Below are 18,913 nucleotides of genomic sequence, written 5' to 3'. Positions count from 1 at the left end.
TCTCAGTACGCTATTTCATGATTGCCCGCAAAAATATTCATTAATATTTCTATTGTTTTAACAAAGAAGGCACAAGGCTTTAATTGCAAAGCAAGATCGCCGTCAAAACAAGAGTGTGCAATAACCGGTTATAATAATTCCACCCTCACCAAAATATGGTCCAGAACATCATGTCAGCTTACCTAAAAAAAGCGTTATCGATTCATAGTGATGAATTTCGCCCATACGGAAACGTAATTTCTGCAATAAATGTAGATTCATTGCTTAAATACCTTAAAGAGGAAATTTCTGTACCTGAGGATCAGGTGGCATATGTCAGAAGCGATGAGCGCTTAAAGCAATACCCCGCCGTGAGCGACATTCAGCGCCAAATCTACGGTGGAATGCCCGTTCAGGCTGGGTACGTTTGTGGGGTAAATACCACCCAGGATGGCTTTGAATATCACCAGGGAAGTGAAGTCATTATCGCCGCCAGCGATTTTTTCCTGTTTTTAGGTAAACGAGAGTTGATGCAGGGTGACACGTTTAATGGTGAACGTGCAGAGCCGTTTTTCATTCCGGCAAAATCGGTGATTGAACTTTATAGCACAACGCTACATTACTGCCCTATGAGTATCAATGCACAACCTTTTAGTGCAGCGATTATTCTTCTTGATGGAACTAATGAAGATATTGATGGCAAGAATAAACCAACAATATTAAGCAAGCGAAATACCTGGTTTATCGCCCATGAAAGTTTCACTGAGCATCCTTGCCCATTATTAAAAGGGCCGCATCTTTGCGTGAATGATATTATTCATGGGTGAAAATGGCGAAGATTTCTCTTCGCCTGTTCTTTACCCGGCAATTACCGCCACGCTGTCTTTTGTTCGCACGCGTGGTGGCATGGTCAGACCGCAGCGATCCCACTCATTCCCCTGCCATGCACTCGCAAAATAATAATGATTCGCTGCCGATGGGTAGACCACGACCGCCAGTTCATTACGCTTTTTTAGTAAAGACTGTGGCAAGGTGAAACGATATTCCGGCCAGCCCTTTTCGGCAATTAACGTATCGTTAAGCCAGATAGCAACGCTTCCCTGCACTTGCGGTAAATAAAGCTCAATATCGTCGGTAATCGTCTCCAGCGCAAAGCGTAACTGATAATGTCCCGGACCACACCACGTCTCCATCCCCTGCTGCTCCCACCCTTTTGTTACCTCAACGGGTCGGGAAACGTTATCAACCAGCAGTTGCCAGTGCTTATCCAGCACCACCTCGTGGCGACTTTCCACTACCTGCAATGAAAAGCAACGGGCCTGCCAGGGCTCGATTTGTAGCGGATAACTTCCCGTGAGATGCTCTTCCAGCACTGAAACCTCTCCCGTTGCAAGATGCCACTCCGACAACTGCCCACTGAGGCCCGGAAAATGTAGCCAGCCGTAGAGCGGGGTATCTCCGTCGTTAAATACGCTGACGTAACGCGATGTTTCATCCTGGGTAATTCGCGTCCAGACGGCAGTTTTCCGGGAGGGATAGTCAACAAAGGGGTGATCGTTTTTCAGCGTGTCGGCTAACGTGCTGCACTGCGGTTGCGCCTCAATCAGTTTTTGCAGCCTTTCGGTGAGAGAACGATCTTCACCTTTTTCCTCGCTATATGCCGCAAGCTCGCCGGCGATCAGAAGCTGGCCACCAGCGGCGACAAAGTGCTCCAGTTGGCTCAGCGTGGCGGCTGATTTCACCACCTTAACGTCCGCTAACAGAAGCGCAGGGAAATTCATGCCGTTAATGCGCGTTCCATCAGCCTGGAGCAAATTCTCTTCATCAATAAAGAAATATTCAAATCCCTGAGCGCTGAGTTGTTTTGCCCAATATTCGCCTGACTGCCCTTCGTTGCCATCCACGCCACAGTGCCAGAAAGTCCGTTTGGGATAGAGTACGCCAACATCAACGTACGGCTCTCCCTGCTCAAGAAATTCGGCAAGGCGACCAGATTCCTGAGCAAACCCAGCGTGGAAGGCGTACCAGGGCTGGAAGTTAACGCCCGGCGCAAAATCAAAACGCGGGTTACTTAATACGTCGTCATTTGCCTCGCCATCCGTCAGCCAGAACGCGTGCATCAAAAATTGCCGCGCACCGAGGAGGTGATGGCGCAATGCCTGCAACCGGATGTCATGCAGTGAAATTTCCCACTGCCCGGCAGCAAAATGTGTGCATGGCTTCACCCGCGCATAATATTGCTCAACAATGCACCCTTTACGCCCATGAGCGCGCGCCACAGAGTCGCCAACCTTCGCCGCCATCTGCGGCTCGCTATTTCGCGAATCGACAGCCGTAATATCCCGCCAGCCATCGAGAGCAAAGTAATCCATAGCAAAATTACACCGGTTATCTTCGGTGATGATTTTACTGGCGAAATTCCAGCTACTAACGTGACCTAATACTTCATGACCACTTAGCTGTATTCCCCGCTGGTGCGCCCATTCTGACAACGTACCAAAAAAGGCCTGCATCGCCTGGCTGGAATAACAGGAAAGCAGCTCACAGCGCCGACGTGCGGTACGACTGCCAATGTCCATAACTAACGACATCAGGTTTTCTGCCAGGCAGTAAGGTGCCTGTTGCAATGCATCAACAAACCTTTTTTCATACATTAAGGAGGATTTGACCGCGCCAGTATGTTCATTCCATTGCCAGAAACAGGCGTGTGGCTGGTCGAAAAAGAGATACGCCACCGTCTTACCAAAATGATCGCCAAAAGCGCGGGCGTAAGGTTCATAGCCGACACGAATAAAATTTTCTGCCGCTTCGGGCATCAGGTAATTAATCATCCGTGAGGTCAAGCAACGCGCCGCGGCAAAGAGCGTCACTACCGTTTCCGCACCCCAGGGCAGGTCGCTTCCCGTAAAGGTGACCTCAAATTCCTCTGTGGTTGCTTTGGTGATGCGGGCCAATGAAGAAACATCAACAATTTCATCTGCATTGCACTCCCCTGATGAAGAGGTGGCATACGCTGCGACAATTTCCCATTCATCCCACGCCGGTTTACCGCCAGCAAAAATCCACTCCATTCCACACTGCTGTAGCGCCTGCGCATCCGCAGAGCGGATCCCGGAAAGGTGACATGTCAGTACATCTGCAGACCGGCTGGACTGGCTCCAGAAAAGATGGCGCTCACGCAGCTCATCTCTCCCTTCAACGGTCCTTCCCCCGGCGTGCCCGGAAAGCCAGTTGTAATCATCGTAGATGCCCATCATCAGCCCAATATTGGCAGCTTTATCAGCCGTGTAGCGACAGGCTGCCAGCCACTCCTCACTGAGATAACTCTCCAGCGGAAGACTCAGACGTGCGGCTATCTGAAATGAACCATACCCTCCCGCCTGCAGTTGCCTCAGTTGGCTGTCGATCTGCTTTTTGTCCGGAATGGTATGCCAGAACCAGTAGGTTGCAGGCAGGTGCCATACATCAGGATTTTTAAAGTTTTGGCGTGCCTGTGCTAACGAATCATTCATGGCTTTCCCCCTTCTTAATCGGCGGAACATCACAATGACAAATGTATGTCAAAATGGCATACAGCGCCGCGCCCACCAGCATCGCCACCACTACGCCAATATTTGCTGTCGCAAACACGCTGGTTTTGGTTTCTGCCGTCAGTAAGAAGCCGACCAGGTGAGCAATCCACGGATCGCCTGAGGTGATGGTTCCCATGCCGATAACCGATGCAACAAACAGCGATAATAATGCCGTCCAGCGACCGTTACGCCCGCCAAGCCCCGCGGGCTGCGCCATATCAGTGTTCCAGTGCAAGCGTTTTTGCCGGGCAAAGTCGACAAGCTGGATTGCGCCCATCGATCCCAATACGACGGATACCGTTGCCAGAAAAGACTGAAAGGTTGCGAGGAACGAGTCAGAAACAAACAATAAGTAGAAGGCACCGAATGCGATAATGACCGCATTGATAGCAGTGGTGGTTGAACGACTGGCTGGAACGCCCATTGCCAGCAATGCGAGGCCTGAGCTGTAAACACCTGTAATGGCTGCCGCCAGCAGGGAGATGATGATCACGATTGAAAACGGCACATAGAACCAAAACGGCAGGAACGAGGTTAAGGCCGCAATCGGTTCGGACGCTGCTGCTCCGCTCAGTTCCGGGTTACTGTCGGCCAGCAGGGCACCTAAAATCAGCAGGATGGAAACCGGAAGCGAAATCCCAAGCGACGTCCAGAAAATCACTTTCCCGGCAGCGGTTTTGCGCGGCAGGTAACGGGCGAAATCACCGCCATAGTTGAGAAAGCCCAGCCCAACCATCGTCATTGCCATCACCATGCCGCCGATAAACGTTAAAAATCCGGCATCGGGAGCAGCACCCGCCTGCGACCAGTGAATATGTGGCAGGATCAGGATAATAAAGATGATGCTCATTCCGCCCGTTAACCATGCAATATACTTTTCTACCTTCATGATGAGCTGGTGGCCGTAGATGGCAACGGACATAGTCAATACTAAGGTCACCACGAACCAGCCCAACAGGCACCCTAAGGTAGGGTGACCGTTTTCTGCTGCAAATACGGTTGGCCATAACCGGGCAAAGAGGGCGGCGCCAGTGGTCGAGGACAACGTAATAATGGTGATTTTCCAGCCCATATTGGAAATATAGGCAAATAAAGTGGGGATCTTATTCCCATGATAACCAAAGGCAAATCGGGTCTGCGTTAAGGTAGGCAGCCCGGTGCGTGGCCCACCAACGGCCAGAACCCCCACCAGCGTGCTGGATAAAAAATAGCCCACGACACCGGCAACAATCGCCTGCCAGAGGCTTAACCCCAGTGAGTAAACATAAATCCCATAGGTAATACCGAGGATGGATACATTCCATGAAAACCAGATCGGGAAAAGTCCGGCAGGCGAACCATAACGTTCGTTATCACTAACCGGGTTTACCCCATTGGTTTCCACCTTCATCGTACCTGAAACATCAGATGGGTTCTGGGCTTGGCTCGTCATTTTATTTCCTCTCATATTGAGCAAGACGTGATAGTACGGCTTCATACTCAGGCATGTTCGATGCGCCTTCCCGCTCGACCGCCAGAGAAGCAAACGCAGAGGCAAATTTTGCTGCACTGAGCAACGGCTGGCCCTGCGCAATCGCCGCAGCAAACGCACCGTTAAACGCATCCCCCGCACCGGTGGTGTCAATACTTACTGCTTTTAACGCTGGAATATGGGTAAATTGTTCACCGTCATAAATCAGCGCCCCTTGAGAACCCATCGTAATAATGATGTTTTTTGCCCCCAGGGATTTTATGGTTTGCGCCGCTTCTTTCGCACTCTCGATATCATTAATCTCGACACCGGACATCAGCGACGCTTCTGTTTCATTCGGTGTCAGATAATCAACATATTGCAGGCATTCTTTTGCCTGGTCAGAATAAGGGGCTGGGTTAAGGATAGTTTTCACGCCCGACCGATGTGCCATATTTAGTGCCAGCGTGGTTGCTTCAAAGTTATTTTCCAACTGTGTCAAAAATATTTTGGCGTCCGTCAACTCACCCGCAATACTGGCAACTTCCGCTTCAGTGATATATTGATTGGCGCCAGAATAAATCGCGATCTTGTTTTCACCAGCAGGCTCCGAAACATATATTATGGCGCTTCCTGTTTTATGCTCTTCGTCCTGGTAGAGGGTAAAGCTGCGGATATCGGATGAAGAGAGATGATCATGCGCCATCTGGCCGAAATGGTCGTTGCCAACTTTGCCGACGAAGTGTACCTGGACGGGACATTTGCTGGCTGCCATCGCCTGGTTTGCGCCCTTGCCGCCAGGTCCAATGATGGTATTGCTGGCAAGAATTGATTCGCCGCTTTTAGGGAAGCGATCAACTTTGGCAATAATATCGACATTAAAAGATCCTAATATACAAACTTTGCTTATCATTATTTTCCCTTTTTTGTTTGTCATCGAGTTTTTTCGCCAGTTGACCTGATTGAGGAACTTTTCAATAGAGGTACCAACGTTATTAACGGGCTGAGAATGGAAAATCCGACGCAATATTATTGCTCCGCCGTGACAACGCTCAACACCCCCTTGCTCCGCTAATAAATTTAAATCATTACGGATCGTTTCTTTACTGACAGAGAATAAGATGGCGAGTTGATTAACCGTAGCCCGCTCATGTTTATTCAAATATGCCAATATTTGACGTTGTCTTTCTTTCCCAAACATGATTTCACCTCACGTAACATTTATATCTTTTGTAATTTTCTGATTCCATGAATCCTTTCACACTACCATCACGAAAACAAAAACAAACGGGAATTTTTGGAGGAAAGGTTTTTTTATTCAATGGGATAGTGAGAGGGGAATGTTGTTTTGAAAAAACACTCCCGAAAAATGCGTGGGAAAGCGCTTTCAATCGTAAACGGAATGCAAAAAAAAGCCAGTCAGTGTGACCTGACTGGCTTATTTCTTAAGAAGAGCGATTACTCGTTATCAGAACCGCCCAGACCTGCGTTCAGCAGTTCTGCCAGGCTGGCAGATGCGTCTTCTGCAGTCACCTGCGGTGCAGCCGGAGCTTCACCCGCAGCACGGCGACGCATACGATCCTGGTGGTACGCGTAACCGGTACCTGCCGGGATCAGACGACCCACGATAACGTTCTCTTTCAGGCCGCGCAGTTCGTCGCGTTTGCCCGCAACGGCTGCTTCGGTCAGCACGCGAGTGGTCTCCTGGAACGATGCCGCGGAGATGAAGGACTCGGTTGCCAGAGACGCTTTGGTGATACCCAGCAGATCGCGGGAGTAAGTTGCACCCACTTTGCCGTTCGCTTCCAGTTCGCGGTTTGCGATCTTGACGCGAGAGTATTCAACCTGTTCACCTTCCAGGAAGTCGGAGCTGCCCGCGTTAACGATGGTAGCTTTACGCAGCATCTGACGAACGATAACTTCGATGTGTTTATCGTTAATCTTAACGCCCTGCAGACGGTATACGTCCTGTACTTCGTTAACGATGTAACGAGTCACAGCATGAACACCACGCAGACGCAGAATGTCGTGCGGCGCTTCCGGACCGTCGGAAATTACGTCACCACGTTCTACACGTTCACCTTCGAACACGTTGAGTTGACGCCATTTCGGAATCATCTCTTCGTACGGATCGCTACCGTCTACCGGGGTGATAACCAGACGACGTTTACCTTTGGTTTCTTTACCGAAGGAAACGATACCGCTGATTTCAGCCAGGATTGCCGGCTCTTTCGGACGACGTGCTTCGAACAGGTCCGCAACGCGCGGCAGACCACCGGTGATGTCCTTGGTACCGCCGGATTCCTGCGGAATACGCGCCAGGGTGTCACCAGAGCTGATCTGTACGCCATCTTCCAGCTGAACAATCGCTTTACCCGGCAGGAAGTACTGCGCAGGCATATCGGTACCCGGGATCAGAACATCGTTACCCTGAGCATCAACGATTTTCAGCGCCGGACGCAGATCTTTACCACCTGCGGTACGTTCTGCGGAATCCAGAACCACCAGCGAAGACAGACCGGTCAATTCGTCGGTCTGACGAGTAATGGTCTGGCCGTCGATCATGTCAGTAAAGCGTACAAAACCGCTTACTTCGGTGATAACCGGCATGGTGTGCGGGTCCCAGTTTGCAACGGTTTCGCCGCCAGCAACCTGTTCGCCATCGCCTTTCGCCAGTACCGCACCGTAAGGTACTTTGTAGCTTTCTTTGGTACGACCGAATTCGTCGATCAGTTTCAGTTCGGTGTTACGGGAAGTGATAACCAGTTTACCGCTGGAGTTCACAACCGACTTCACGTTGCTGAGCTTGATGCTACCTTTGTTTTTCACCTGGATGCTGGATTCAGCAGCCGCACGAGATGCCGCACCACCGATGTGGAACGTACGCATGGTCAGCTGTGTACCCGGTTCACCGATGGACTGTGCCGCGATAACACCGATTGCTTCACCTTTGTTGATGAGGTGGCCACGCGCCAGGTCACGACCGTAGCAGTGCGCACATACACCAAAGTCGGTGTCACAAGATACAACAGAACGTACTTTAACCGCGTCGACAGAGTTCTCTTCCAGCAGGTCACACCACTGTTCGTGCAGCAGCGTGTTGCGCGGAACGAGGATATCAGCAGTACCCGGCTTCAGAACGTCTTCAGCAGTTACACGACCCAATACGCGATCGCGCAGCGGCTCTTTAACGTCACCACCCTCGATAACCGGAGTCATCATGATACCTTCATGGGTACCACAATCGTCTTCGGTAACCACCAGGTCCTGCGCCACGTCAACCAGACGACGAGTCAGGTAACCGGAGTTCGCAGTTTTCAGTGCGGTATCCGCCAGACCTTTACGAGCACCGTGGGTGGAGATGAAGTACTGGAGTACGTTCAGACCTTCACGGAAGTTCGCGGTGATTGGCGTTTCGATGATGGAGCCATCCGGCTTCGCCATCAGACCACGCATACCAGCAAGCTGACGAATCTGTGCCGCAGAACCACGCGCACCGGAGTCGGCCATCATGTAGATGCTGTTGAAGGAAACCTGCTTCTCTTCCTGACCGTCACGGTTAATAACGGTTTCAGTTTGCAGGTTATCCATCATCGCTTTGGATACACGATCGTTCGCCGCAGCCCAGATATCGATAACTTTGTTGTAGCGTTCGCCCGCAGTTACCAGACCAGACTGGAACTGCTCCTGAATTTCAGCAACTTCTGCTTCTGCCTCGGAGATGATTTCGTGTTTCTTCTCCGGGATGACCATGTCATCGATACCAACAGATGCACCAGAACGCGCTGCATAGGCGAAGCCGGTGTACATGATCTGGTCCGCAAAAATAACGGTCGGTTTCAGACCGAGAATGCGGTAGCAGGTGTTCAGCATTTTGGAGATTGCTTTCTTACCCAGCGCCTGGTTGACGATGGAGTAAGGCAGACCTTTCGGTACAATCATCCACAGAATGGCACGGCCAACGGTCGTATCTTTCAGGCTGGTTTTCGCTACTAATTCACCGTTAGCATCTTTTTCATACTCGGTGATACGCACTTTAACGCGCGCATGCAGAGAAGCCAGACCAGAGCGATACAGACGTTCTGCTTCTTTCGGGCCAGTCAGCACCATGCCTTCGCCTTTGGCGTTAACACAGTCGCGGGTCATGTAGTACAGACCCAGTACAACGTCCTGAGACGGAACGATGATTGGTTCGCCGTTCGCCGGGGACAGGATGTTGTTGGTAGACATCATCAGCGCACGCGCTTCCAGCTGGGCTTCCAGCGTCAGCGGTACGTGAACAGCCATCTGGTCACCATCGAAGTCGGCGTTATATGCCGCACAAACCAGCGGGTGCAGCTGGATAGCTTTACCTTCGATCAGTACCGGTTCAAATGCCTGGATACCCAGACGGTGCAGAGTCGGTGCACGGTTCAGCAGTACCGGGTGTTCGCGGATAACTTCGTCCAGGATATCCCAAACGACAGCTTCTTCGCGCTCAACCATTTTCTTCGCAGCTTTAATGGTGGTAGCAAGACCACGCAGTTCCAGCTTGCCGTAGATGAACGGTTTGAACAGTTCCAGTGCCATTTTCTTCGGCAGACCGCACTGATGCAGACGCAGGTATGGACCTACGGTGATTACAGAACGACCGGAGTAGTCAACACGCTTACCGAGCAGGTTCTGACGGAAACGACCCTGTTTACCTTTGATCATGTCGGCCAAAGATTTCAGAGGACGCTTGTTAGAACCAGTGATCGCACGACCGCGACGACCGTTATCCAGCAGGGCGTCTACCGCTTCCTGCAGCATACGTTTTTCGTTACGTACGATGATATCTGGCGCAGCCAGATCCAGCAGACGTTTCAGACGGTTGTTACGGTTAATGACGCGACGATACAGATCGTTCAGGTCAGAAGTCGCGAAACGACCACCATCCAGCGGAACCAGCGGACGCAGATCTGGCGGCAGTACCGGCAGAACGGTCAGGATCATCCACTCTGGTTTGTTACCAGACTGAACGAACGCTTCCAGCAGTTTGATACGCTTGGTCAGCTTTTTACGCTTGGTTTCGGAGTTGGTTTCGTTCAGCTCTTCACGCAGCTGTTCGCACTCTTGCTCCAGATCCATGCTCTTCAGCAGGGCCTGGATTGCTTCCGCACCCATCTTCGCGTCGAATTCGTCACCGAACTCTTCCAGCGCGTCCAGATACTGCTCTTCAGTCAGGATCTGCTGACGCTCCAGGTTGGTCATACCGCCTTCGATAACCACATAGGATTCGAAGTACAGTACGCGTTCGATATCGCGCAGCGGCATATCGAGCAGCAGGCCGATACGGGACGGCAGCGATTTCAGGAACCAGATGTGCGCAGTCGGGGAAGCCAGTTCGATGTGGCCCATACGCTCACGGCGTACTTTAGTCTGGGTCACTTCAACACCGCACTTCTCACAGATGACGCCACGGTGTTTCAGGCGCTTGTACTTACCGCACAGGCACTCGTAATCTTTTACCGGCCCAAAGATACGGGCGCAGAAAAGGCCGTCACGTTCTGGTTTGAACGTACGGTAGTTGATGGTTTCCGGCTTTTTAACTTCACCGAAAGACCATGAACGGATCATGTCTGGCGAAGCCAGAGCAATTTTGATCGCATCAAACTCTTCGGTTTTAGTCTGCGCTTTCAGAAACTTTAATAAATCTTTCACGGATTTGCTCCCGTCGGAGTTAGCACAATCCGCTGCCGGGTTTTACCCCGACAGCAGTGACCTGTTTGAGCGAGAATTACTCGTCTTCCAGTTCGATGTTGATACCCAGCGAACGAATCTCTTTCAACAATACGTTGAAGGATTCTGGCATGCCCGGCTCCATCTGATGGTTGCCGTCCACGATGTTTTTATACATCTTAGTACGACCGTTCACGTCATCAGACTTAACGGTGAGCATTTCCTGCAGGGTGTATGCTGCGCCGTATGCTTCCAGCGCCCACACTTCCATCTCCCCGAAACGCTGACCACCGAACTGTGCCTTACCACCCAGCGGCTGCTGAGTAACCAGGCTGTAAGAACCGGTGGAACGCGCGTGCATCTTGTCGTCGACCAGGTGGTTCAGTTTCAGCATGTACATGTAACCAACGGTTACCGGACGCTCGAACTGTTCACCAGTGCGGCCGTCGTACAGGCGGATCTGACCAGAAGTCGGCAGGTCGCCAAGTTTCAGCAGCTCTTTAATTTCTGCTTCTTTCGCACCGTCGAAGACCGGCGTTGCGATTGGCATACCTTTGCGCAGGTTTTCAGCCAGACGCATAACTTCTTCATCGCTGAAGGTACTCAGGTCAACTTTCTGACGAACGTCAGCGCCCAGATCGTACGCACGCTGGATGAATTCGCGCAGTTTCGCGACTTCTTGCTGCTGTTTCAGCATGGCGTTGATCTTGTCGCCGATACCTTTCGCAGCCATACCCAGGTGGGTTTCGAGGATCTGACCAATGTTCATACGAGACGGTACGCCCAGCGGGTTCAGTACGATGTCTACCGGCGTACCGTTTTCATCGTAAGGCATATCTTCGATCGGGTTGATCTTAGAAATTACACCCTTGTTACCATGACGACCTGCCATCTTGTCACCAGGCTGGATACGGCGTTTAACCGCCAGATATACCTTAACAATCTTCAGCACGCCCGGTGCCAGATCGTCGCCCTGGGTGATTTTGCGGCGTTTCGCTTCGAGTTTCTTCTCGAACTCGTGTTTCAGTTCGTCATACTGCTCAGCCAGCTGTTCCAGCTGATTTTGTTTCTCTTCGTCGGTCAGGCCCAGCTCCAGCCAGCGATCGCGCGGCAGTTTGTCGAGCTTCTCAGCTTCAACGCCACCGGCTACCAGCACAGCACGGATACGGCTGAACAGACCCGCTTCGAGGATTTGCAGTTCTTCAGACAGGTCTTTCTTCGCCTGTTTGAGCTGCATTTCTTCGATTTCCAGCGCACGTTTGTCTTTTTCTACGCCATCGCGAGTAAAGACCTGAACGTCGATAACCGTACCGGATACACCGTTTGGTACGCGCAGAGAAGAGTCTTTAACGTCAGACGCTTTCTCACCGAAGATCGCACGCAGCAGTTTTTCTTCTGGGGTCAGCTGAGTTTCACCTTTCGGCGTTACCTTACCAACCAGAATGTCGCCACCGGTCACTTCCGCACCAATGTAAACGATACCGGATTCATCCAGTTTGGAGAGAGCAGCTTCACCCACGTTCGGGATGTCAGCGGTGATCTCTTCCGGCCCCAGCTTGGTATCACGGGACACACACGCCAGTTCCTGAATATGGATGGTGGTGAAACGGTCTTCCTGAACAACACGCTCGGATACGAGGATGGAGTCTTCGAAGTTGTAACCATTCCACGGCATGAACGCTACGCGCATGTTCTGACCAAGCGCCAGTTCACCGAGGTCGGTGGACGGACCGTCTGCCAGCACGTCGCCACGTTCTACCGGTTCACCCAGAGACACACACGGCATCTGGTTGATACAGGTGTTCTGGTTAGAACGGGTGTACTTGGTCAGGTTGTAGATGTCGATACCTGCTTCACCCGGATACATCTCGTCTTCGTTAACTTTGATAACGATACGGGAAGCATCCACGTACTGAACGACACCACCACGTTTAGCAACCGCAGTTACACCGGAGTCAACGGCAACAGCACGTTCCATACCCGTACCAACCAGCGGCTTATCAGCACGCAGAGTCGGAACGGCCTGACGTTGCATGTTCGCCCCCATCAATGCACGGTTGGCGTCATCGTGTTCCAGGAACGGGATCAGGGACGCACCGACGGATACCACCTGCTGGGTGGATACGTCCATGTAGTCAACCTGGTCACGGCTGAACAAGCTGGATTCGCCTTTGCTACGGCAAGTTACCAGGTCTTCTACGAAGTGGCCTTCTTCATCCAGGTTGGAGTTCGCCTGGGCGATAACGTAGTTGCCTTCTTCGATAGCAGACAGGTAGTGAATTTCGTCAGTTACAACACCGTCGGTCACTTTACGATACGGAGTCTCAAGGAAGCCGTATTCGTTAGTCTGCGCGTATACAGACAGGGAGTTGATCAGACCGATGTTCGGACCTTCAGGGGTTTCGATTGGACATACGCGACCGTAGTGAGTCGGGTGTACGTCTCGAACTTCGAAGCCTGCACGTTCACGGGTCAGACCACCCGGGCCGAGTGCGGAGATACGACGTTTGTGCGTAATCTCAGACAGCGGGTTGTTCTGGTCCATAAACTGAGACAGCTGGCTGGAACCGAAGAACTCTTTCACTGCTGCGGAAATCGGCTTGGCGTTGATCATATCCTGAGGCATCAGGGTATCCAGATCGCCCAGAGACAAACGCTCTTTCACCGCACGCTCTACACGTACCAGGCCAACGCGGAACTGGTTTTCCGCCATTTCGCCAACGGAACGGATACGACGGTTGCCGAGGTGGTCGATATCATCGACTTCGCCTTTACCGTTACGGATATCGATGAGCTTTTTCATAACATCAATGATGTCGTCTTTGCTCAGGATACCGGAACCTTCGATTTCTTCGCGCAGCAGAGAACGGTTGAACTTCATACGACCAACCGCAGACAGGTCATAGCGGTCTTCGGAGAAGAACAGGTTCTCGAACAGGCTTTCAGCTGCTTCACGAGTCGGCGGCTCGCCAGGGCGCATCATGCGGTAGATTTCTACCAGTGCGCTCAGACGGTCGTTAGTTGGGTCGACACGTAAGGTTTCAGAGATATATGGGCCGTGATCCAGATCGTTGGTGAACAGCGTTTCGATACGCTTGTGACCAGACTGGCTCAGCTTAGCCAGCAGATCCAGGCTCAGCTCCATGTTCGCAGCACAGATCAGCTCGCCGGTAGACTCATCAATATAGTCTTTAGCAACCACTTTACCTGCGATGTACTCAACCGGGACTTCGATCAGTTTGACGTCGTCTTTTTCCAGCTGGCGAATGTGGCGCGCAGTGATACGGCGGCCTTTTTCTACGTACACTTTACCGTTAGCTTCGATGTCAAAAGATGCGGTTTCACCACGCAGGCGTTCCGGCACCAGTTCCATCTGCAGCTTGTTATCACGGATTTCAAAGATAACTTTTTCAAAGAACAGGTCGAGGATCTGCTCTGTGGTGTAGTTCAGGGCGCGCAGAATGATGGTCGCAGGCAGTTTACGGCGACGGTCGATACGTACGAACAGGTTGTCCTTCGGATCGAATTCGAAGTCCAGCCAGGAACCACGGTAAGGGATGATGCGCGCGTTATACAGCACTTTACCCGAAGAGTGGGTTTTACCTTTGTCGGAGTCAAAGAAGACGCCCGGACTACGGTGCAGCTGGGAAACGATAACACGCTCAGTACCGTTGATAACAAAGGTACCGTTGTCTGTCATGAGCGGAATTTCGCCCATGTAGACTTCTTGTTCTTTAATGTCTTTTACGGTGCCTTCCGGCGCTTCGCGCTCATAGATCACCAGACGCAGTTTAACGCGCAGCGGTGCGGAATAGGTCACGCCACGGATTTGACATTCCTGGACGTCAAACACCGGTTCGCCAAGGCGGTAGCTGACGTATTGCAGCTCGGAATTACCGCTGTAGCTCTGAATCGGGAATACGGAACGGAAAGCAGCTTCCAGACCATACTGCCCTTCAGGATCTTGCTCGATAAATTTCTGAAACGAGTCAAGCTGGATAGAAAGGAGATAAGGTACATCCAGAACTTGTGGACGTTTACCAAAATCCTTACGAATACGTTTTTTCTCGGTATAGGAGTAAACCATAGGGTTCCTCAGCTCGCTGACAAGTCGACCCATCTGTCCATTGAGCGGACAGTTTGTGCAACACTATTTTGTTGACCGGAAAATGGAACACTTTCCGCAATGCCTGTTGCTATCACGCTTAAACCATTTCATTGCGATTTACACAGAACGGACGTCCTGTCGCAGTATATTAAGTCGTCGATAGAAACAAGCATTGAAAGGCACAGCAGTAGTCAAACAGTGTGAAACGCTACTGGCGCCTTACAGCGCAAAAAGGCTGGTGACTAAAAAGTCACCAGCCATCAGCCTGATTTCTCAGGCTGCAACCGGAAGGGTTGGCTTATTTAACTTCAACTTCAGCGCCAGCTTCTTCCAGAGCTTTTTTCAGTGCTTCTGCGTCGTCTTTGCTCACGCCTTCTTTCAGAGCAGCCGGTGCAGATTCTACCAGGTCTTTAGCTTCTTTCAGACCCAGGCCAGTTGCGCCACGTACTGCTTTGATAACAGCAACTTTGTTAGCGCCAGCAGCTTTCAGAATTACGTCGAATTCAGTTTTTTCTTCAGCAGCTTCAACCGGGCCAGCAGCTACAGCTACAGCAGCAGCAGCGGAAACACCGAATTTTTCTTCCATTGCAGAGATCAGTTCTACAACGTCCATTACAGACATAGCTGCAACTGCTTCAATGATTTGATCTTTAGTGATAGACATTTAAATTGTTCCTGAATATCAGAATAAGTTTATACGTAAGCGAATGCGTTAAAAAGATAACTGCGATTAAGCAGCTTCTTTCGCATCGCGTACAGCAGCCAGAGTACGAACCAGTTTGCCAGCCGAAGCTTCTTTCATGGTTGCCATCAGGCGTGCAATTGCTTCTTCGTAGGTCGGCAGAGTTGCCAGGCGGTCGATCTGAGACGCCGGGATCAGCTCACCTTCAAAGGCAGCGGCTTTGACCTCAAATTTTGCATTCGCTTTCGCGAACTCTTTGAACAGACGAGCAGCAGCGCCCGGGTGTTCCATAGAGTATGCAATCAGGGTCGGACCAACAAACGCGTCTTTCAGGCACTCGAACGGAGTACCTTCAACAGCACGGCGCAGCAGGGTGTTACGAACAACACGCATGTATACGCCAGCTTCGCGACCTGCTTTACGCAGTTCAGTCATTTTATCTACAGTTACGCCACGGGAATCCGCAACTACTGCAGACAGCGCGCCTTTGGCTACTTCGCTGACTTCAGCAACAATCGCTTGTTTGTCTTGAAGATTTAAAGCCATTAGCTTTGCTCCTGGATGTTTGCCAGAGAAAATCTCTGGAACTCACTTCACTCCTCCAAACGGAGAGAGCGTCTTAATTACGGTGAGCAGAAACAAGCCAGAATATAAAAGAATAATCTTAGCGTTCTGTCACCGTCTACGCAGGGGATTAAGTTTCTTGCGAAACTCCTGCGGTCTTCGACGGAGGCCTGGATAGGCCAGGCTCCAACGAACAAATCTTTTTAGCTGCTAACTTTCGTTAGCATACGTGGGGGTAAGATTGTAGACAAAATCACCGCCCACGTAAAGGCATTAGTTTACAGAAGCGCTCAGGCCAGCCTGGTCAACTGCAACACCTGCACCCATGGTGGTGGAGATGCTAACTTTCTTGATGTACACGCCTTTCGCCTGAGTCGGTTTTGCTTTTTTCAGCGCAACCAGCAGAGCTTCCAGGTTTTCTTTCAGTTTGTCAGCGTCAAAGTCCACTTTACCGATGGTGGTGTGGATGATGCCGTTTTTGTCGTTACGGTAACGAACCTGGCCAGCTTTAGCGTTTTTAACCGCTTCAGCAACGTTCGGCGTTACAGTACCCACTTTCGGGTTTGGCATCAGGCCGCGCGGACCCAGAACCTGGCCCAGCTGGCCAACAACGCGCATTGCATCCGGAGAAGCAATAACAACGTCAAAGTTCATTTCGCCTTTCTTGATCTGGTCAGCCAGATCTTCCATACCTACCAGTTCAGCACCTGCAGCTTTAGCAGCTTCAGCGTTTGCACCCTGGGTAAATACGGCTACGCGAACGGAACGGCCAGTACCGTGCGGCAGTACAGTTGCACCACGTACGTTCTGGTCAGATTTACGAGCGTCGATGCCGAGGTTAACAGCTACGTCCACGCTTTCTACGAATTTAGCAGTCGCCAGTTCTTTCAGCAGAGCGATAGCTTCGTTGATGTCGTACTGTTTGGTTGCATCAACTTTCTCGCGGATAACACGCATGCGCTTGGTCAGTTTAGCCATTTCTTAGTCCTCCACTACCAGGCCCATGGAACGTGCAGTACCTTCGATGGAGCGAGTCATCGCTTCAATGTCGGCACCAGTCATGTCGGCAGCTTTGGTCTGCGCGATTTCCTGCAGCTGAGCGCGGGAAATTTTACCCACTTTGTCTTTGTTCGGCTTACCGGAACCAGACTTGATACCAGCCGCTTTTTTCAGCAGAACTGCTGCTGGCGGAGTCTTGGTAACGAAAGTGAAAGAACGGTCAGCGTAAACGGTGATTACTACCGGAATCGGCAGACCTTTTTCGATGGAATCAGTTTTTGCGTTGAACGCTTTGCAGAATTCCATGATGTTTACGCCCTGCTGACCCAGAGCCGGACCTACTGGCGGACTCGGGTTAGCCATACCAGCTGCAACCTGCAGCTTGACATAGGCTTGTACTTTCTTAGCCATTATAAATTCCTCAAGTTGGGTAATAACGCCTCTGAGAGGCTCCCCGTGATATAAAAAATCGTTTTACGGGCAAGGCCCATAAAAACAAAAGGCGCGAAATTGTATTCCAATCTCGCGCCTTGTGCAACGATTAAATCGCCGCTTTTTTGATCGCTGGGTTAGGCTTTTTCAACCTGGCTGAAGTCCAGCTCTACCGGGGTCGCACGACCGAAGATAGAAACAGACACTTTCAGACGAGATTTCTCGTAATCCACTTCTTCAACAACACCGTTGAAGTCAGCGAACGGACCATCATTAACACGGACCATTTCACCCGGTTCAAACAGCGTTTTCGGACGCGGCTTATCACCAACCTGCTGCAGGCGGTTCATAATCGCATCGACTTCTTTATCGCTGATTGGTGCAGGACGATCGGAAGTACCGCCGATGAAGCCCATCACACGCGGTACGCTGCGCACCAGGTGCCAGCTCGCGTCGTTCATCACCATCTGAACGAGGACGTAGCCAGGGAAGAATTTACGTTCGCTTTTGCGACGCTGACCGCCACGGATTTCAACCACTTCTTCGGTTGGTACCATGACTTCACCAAACAAATCTTCCATGTTGTGTAATTTGATATGCTCACGCAGCGACGTTGCTACGCGGCCTTCAAAACCGGAAAACGCCTGAACGACGTACCAGCGCTTTTTAGGAGCTTCAGACATCTCAGAACCTCAGGCCAGTGATAAAGGATACCAGGCGAACCAGAATACCATCCAGTCCCCACAGGATCAGTGACATTACTGCGGTAACCGCAGCCACAATCAGCGTGGTGTGCAATGTTTCCTGGCGAGTCGGCCAAATGACCTTACGGACTTCGGTACGCGCTTCACGGGCAAAAGCAACGGTAGCTTTACCTTTTGTCGTTAACAGCGCGACACCACCCGCTGCAGCAATCAGAATTACTACGGCCAGCGCACGCAGCGGCAGCATAATGTCGCGATAAAGATAGTTGCCGACAATCGCCACCAGGAGCAATGCCACCACAACGACCCACTTCATCGCTTCCAGGCCGCGCCCGCTTCCTTGAGCTTCGGTATTCGCACTCATAAACCAACCTGTCAGAAGTTTTCTACAAACATTTTCACCCCGCGATCGCGAGGCAAACCAAATCGAAACGCGTATTAGCTTTTCGGATTATACGCCCTCAACAGAGCCTGTCTCAGCAATGATTATGACAAAGAAAATCACTGATGAGCCAGGTTCTGGTACGAAAGCGTGCAAAAAGGGCATCAAATGATGCCCTTTTAGTGCGCATTGCGTCAAATGTTATCGGCAATTAGCTCAGAACTTTTGCTACAACGCCCGCGCCAACGGTACGGCCGCCTTCACGGATTGCGAAACGCAGACCGTCGTCCATCGCGATCGGGTGGATCAGGGTAACAACCATTTTGATGTTGTCGCCCGGC

Annotated in this window: 12 protein-coding genes and 1 pseudogene; 1 reads left to right on the top strand and 12 read right to left on the bottom strand. The window is 51.2% G+C overall.

All coding sequences use genetic code 11. From position 1 onward, the window contains the following. Nucleotides 1-170 precede the first annotated feature (170 nt). Nucleotides 171-806 (top strand): DUF4867 family protein, encoded by a 636-nt coding sequence (locus ACJHYW_RS23410; protein ID WP_015674803.1) that lies wholly within the window; start codon nt 171-173, stop codon nt 804-806. Nucleotides 807-836: 30 nt separating this feature from the next. Here the strand turns inward: ACJHYW_RS23410 and ACJHYW_RS23405 are convergent, their stop codons facing one another. From ACJHYW_RS23405 to tuf, 12 genes and pseudogenes are all read right to left on the bottom strand, one after another. Continuing rightward, entirely contained in the window at nt 837-3,491 is a 2,655-nt protein-coding gene (locus tag ACJHYW_RS23405) for a hypothetical protein (RefSeq protein WP_001000014.1), read from the bottom strand. Continuing rightward, on the bottom strand, nt 3,484-4,983 hold the full coding sequence (locus tag ACJHYW_RS23400; RefSeq protein ID WP_000203761.1) for a purine-cytosine permease family protein: 1,500 nt from the start codon (nt 4,981-4,983) through the stop codon (nt 3,484-3,486). The genes ACJHYW_RS23405 and ACJHYW_RS23400 overlap by 8 nt, the downstream gene beginning before the upstream one ends. Nucleotide 4,984: 1 nt before the next feature. Then, entirely contained in the window at nt 4,985-6,202 is a 1,218-nt protein-coding gene (rbsK, locus tag ACJHYW_RS23395; RefSeq protein ID WP_000467087.1) for a ribokinase, read from the bottom strand. A gap of 257 nt (nt 6,203-6,459) precedes the next feature. Beyond that, nucleotides 6,460-10,683 (bottom strand): DNA-directed RNA polymerase subunit beta', encoded by a 4,224-nt coding sequence (gene rpoC / locus ACJHYW_RS23390; RefSeq protein WP_000653948.1) that lies wholly within the window; start codon nt 10,681-10,683, stop codon nt 6,460-6,462. Nucleotides 10,684-10,759: 76 nt separating this feature from the next. Further along, complete coding sequence (gene rpoB / locus ACJHYW_RS23385; RefSeq protein WP_000263098.1) at nt 10,760-14,788, bottom strand: DNA-directed RNA polymerase subunit beta; 4,029 nt, start codon at nt 14,786-14,788, stop codon at nt 10,760-10,762. Nucleotides 14,789-15,107: 319 nt separating this feature from the next. Further along, nucleotides 15,108-15,473, bottom strand: a complete 366-nt coding sequence (gene rplL / locus ACJHYW_RS23380) for a 50S ribosomal protein L7/L12 (RefSeq protein WP_000028878.1) — start codon at nt 15,471-15,473, stop codon at nt 15,108-15,110. A 66-nt stretch (nt 15,474-15,539) separates the two neighbouring features. Beyond that, nucleotides 15,540-16,037 (bottom strand): 50S ribosomal protein L10, encoded by a 498-nt coding sequence (gene rplJ, locus ACJHYW_RS23375; protein WP_001207201.1) that lies wholly within the window; start codon nt 16,035-16,037, stop codon nt 15,540-15,542. A gap of 291 nt (nt 16,038-16,328) precedes the next feature. Further along, complete coding sequence (rplA, locus tag ACJHYW_RS23370; protein ID WP_001096684.1) at nt 16,329-17,033, bottom strand: 50S ribosomal protein L1; 705 nt, start codon at nt 17,031-17,033, stop codon at nt 16,329-16,331. 3 nt (nt 17,034-17,036) lie between these two features. Further along, nucleotides 17,037-17,465 carry a 50S ribosomal protein L11 gene (gene rplK, locus ACJHYW_RS23365; RefSeq protein WP_001085926.1) on the bottom strand — a complete coding sequence of 143 codons (429 nt, stop codon included), beginning with the start codon at nt 17,463-17,465 and terminating at the stop codon, nt 17,037-17,039. Between the two features lie 158 nt (nt 17,466-17,623). Continuing rightward, on the bottom strand, nt 17,624-18,169 hold the full coding sequence (nusG, locus tag ACJHYW_RS23360) for a transcription termination/antitermination protein NusG (RefSeq protein ID WP_001287516.1): 546 nt from the start codon (nt 18,167-18,169) through the stop codon (nt 17,624-17,626). Between the two features lies 1 nt (nt 18,170). Further along, entirely contained in the window at nt 18,171-18,554 is a 384-nt protein-coding gene (gene secE / locus ACJHYW_RS23355; protein ID WP_001275702.1) for a preprotein translocase subunit SecE, read from the bottom strand. 229 nt (nt 18,555-18,783) lie between these two features. Next, nucleotides 18,784-18,913 (bottom strand): annotated as a pseudogene (gene tuf, locus ACJHYW_RS23350) (elongation factor Tu); the annotation flags it as partial.

This window comes from Escherichia sp. WS3063 (genome assembly GCF_046486595.1).
GTDB lineage: Bacteria > Pseudomonadota > Gammaproteobacteria > Enterobacterales > Enterobacteriaceae > Escherichia > Escherichia coli.
The sequence above is the reverse complement of the archived record's forward strand: the minus strand, read 5'-3'. Positions and strand labels throughout refer to the sequence as shown.

Bases quoted from the DNA above. Each gene is read 5' to 3' on its own strand.
- ACJHYW_RS23405 (WP_001000014.1), bottom strand. From the start codon at position 3,491: ATGAATGATTCGTTAGCACAGGCACGCCAAAACTTTAAAAATCCTGAT.
- secE (WP_001275702.1), bottom strand. From the start codon at position 18,554: ATGAGTGCGAATACCGAAGCTCAAGGAAGCGGGCGCGGCCTGGAAGCG.
- rplJ (WP_001207201.1), bottom strand. From the start codon at position 16,037: ATGGCTTTAAATCTTCAAGACAAACAAGCGATTGTTGCTGAAGTCAGC.
- rplA (WP_001096684.1), bottom strand. From the start codon at position 17,033: ATGGCTAAACTGACCAAGCGCATGCGTGTTATCCGCGAGAAAGTTGAT.
- rbsK (WP_000467087.1), bottom strand. From the start codon at position 6,202: ATGTTTGGGAAAGAAAGACAACGTCAAATATTGGCATATTTGAATAAA.
- rplK (WP_001085926.1), bottom strand. From the start codon at position 17,465: ATGGCTAAGAAAGTACAAGCCTATGTCAAGCTGCAGGTTGCAGCTGGT.
- rpoB (WP_000263098.1), bottom strand. From the start codon at position 14,788: ATGGTTTACTCCTATACCGAGAAAAAACGTATTCGTAAGGATTTTGGT.
- ACJHYW_RS23400 (WP_000203761.1), bottom strand. From the start codon at position 4,983: ATGACGAGCCAAGCCCAGAACCCATCTGATGTTTCAGGTACGATGAAG.
- ACJHYW_RS23410 (WP_015674803.1), top strand. From the start codon at position 171: ATGTCAGCTTACCTAAAAAAAGCGTTATCGATTCATAGTGATGAATTT.
- rplL (WP_000028878.1), bottom strand. From the start codon at position 15,473: ATGTCTATCACTAAAGATCAAATCATTGAAGCAGTTGCAGCTATGTCT.
- nusG (WP_001287516.1), bottom strand. From the start codon at position 18,169: ATGTCTGAAGCTCCTAAAAAGCGCTGGTACGTCGTTCAGGCGTTTTCC.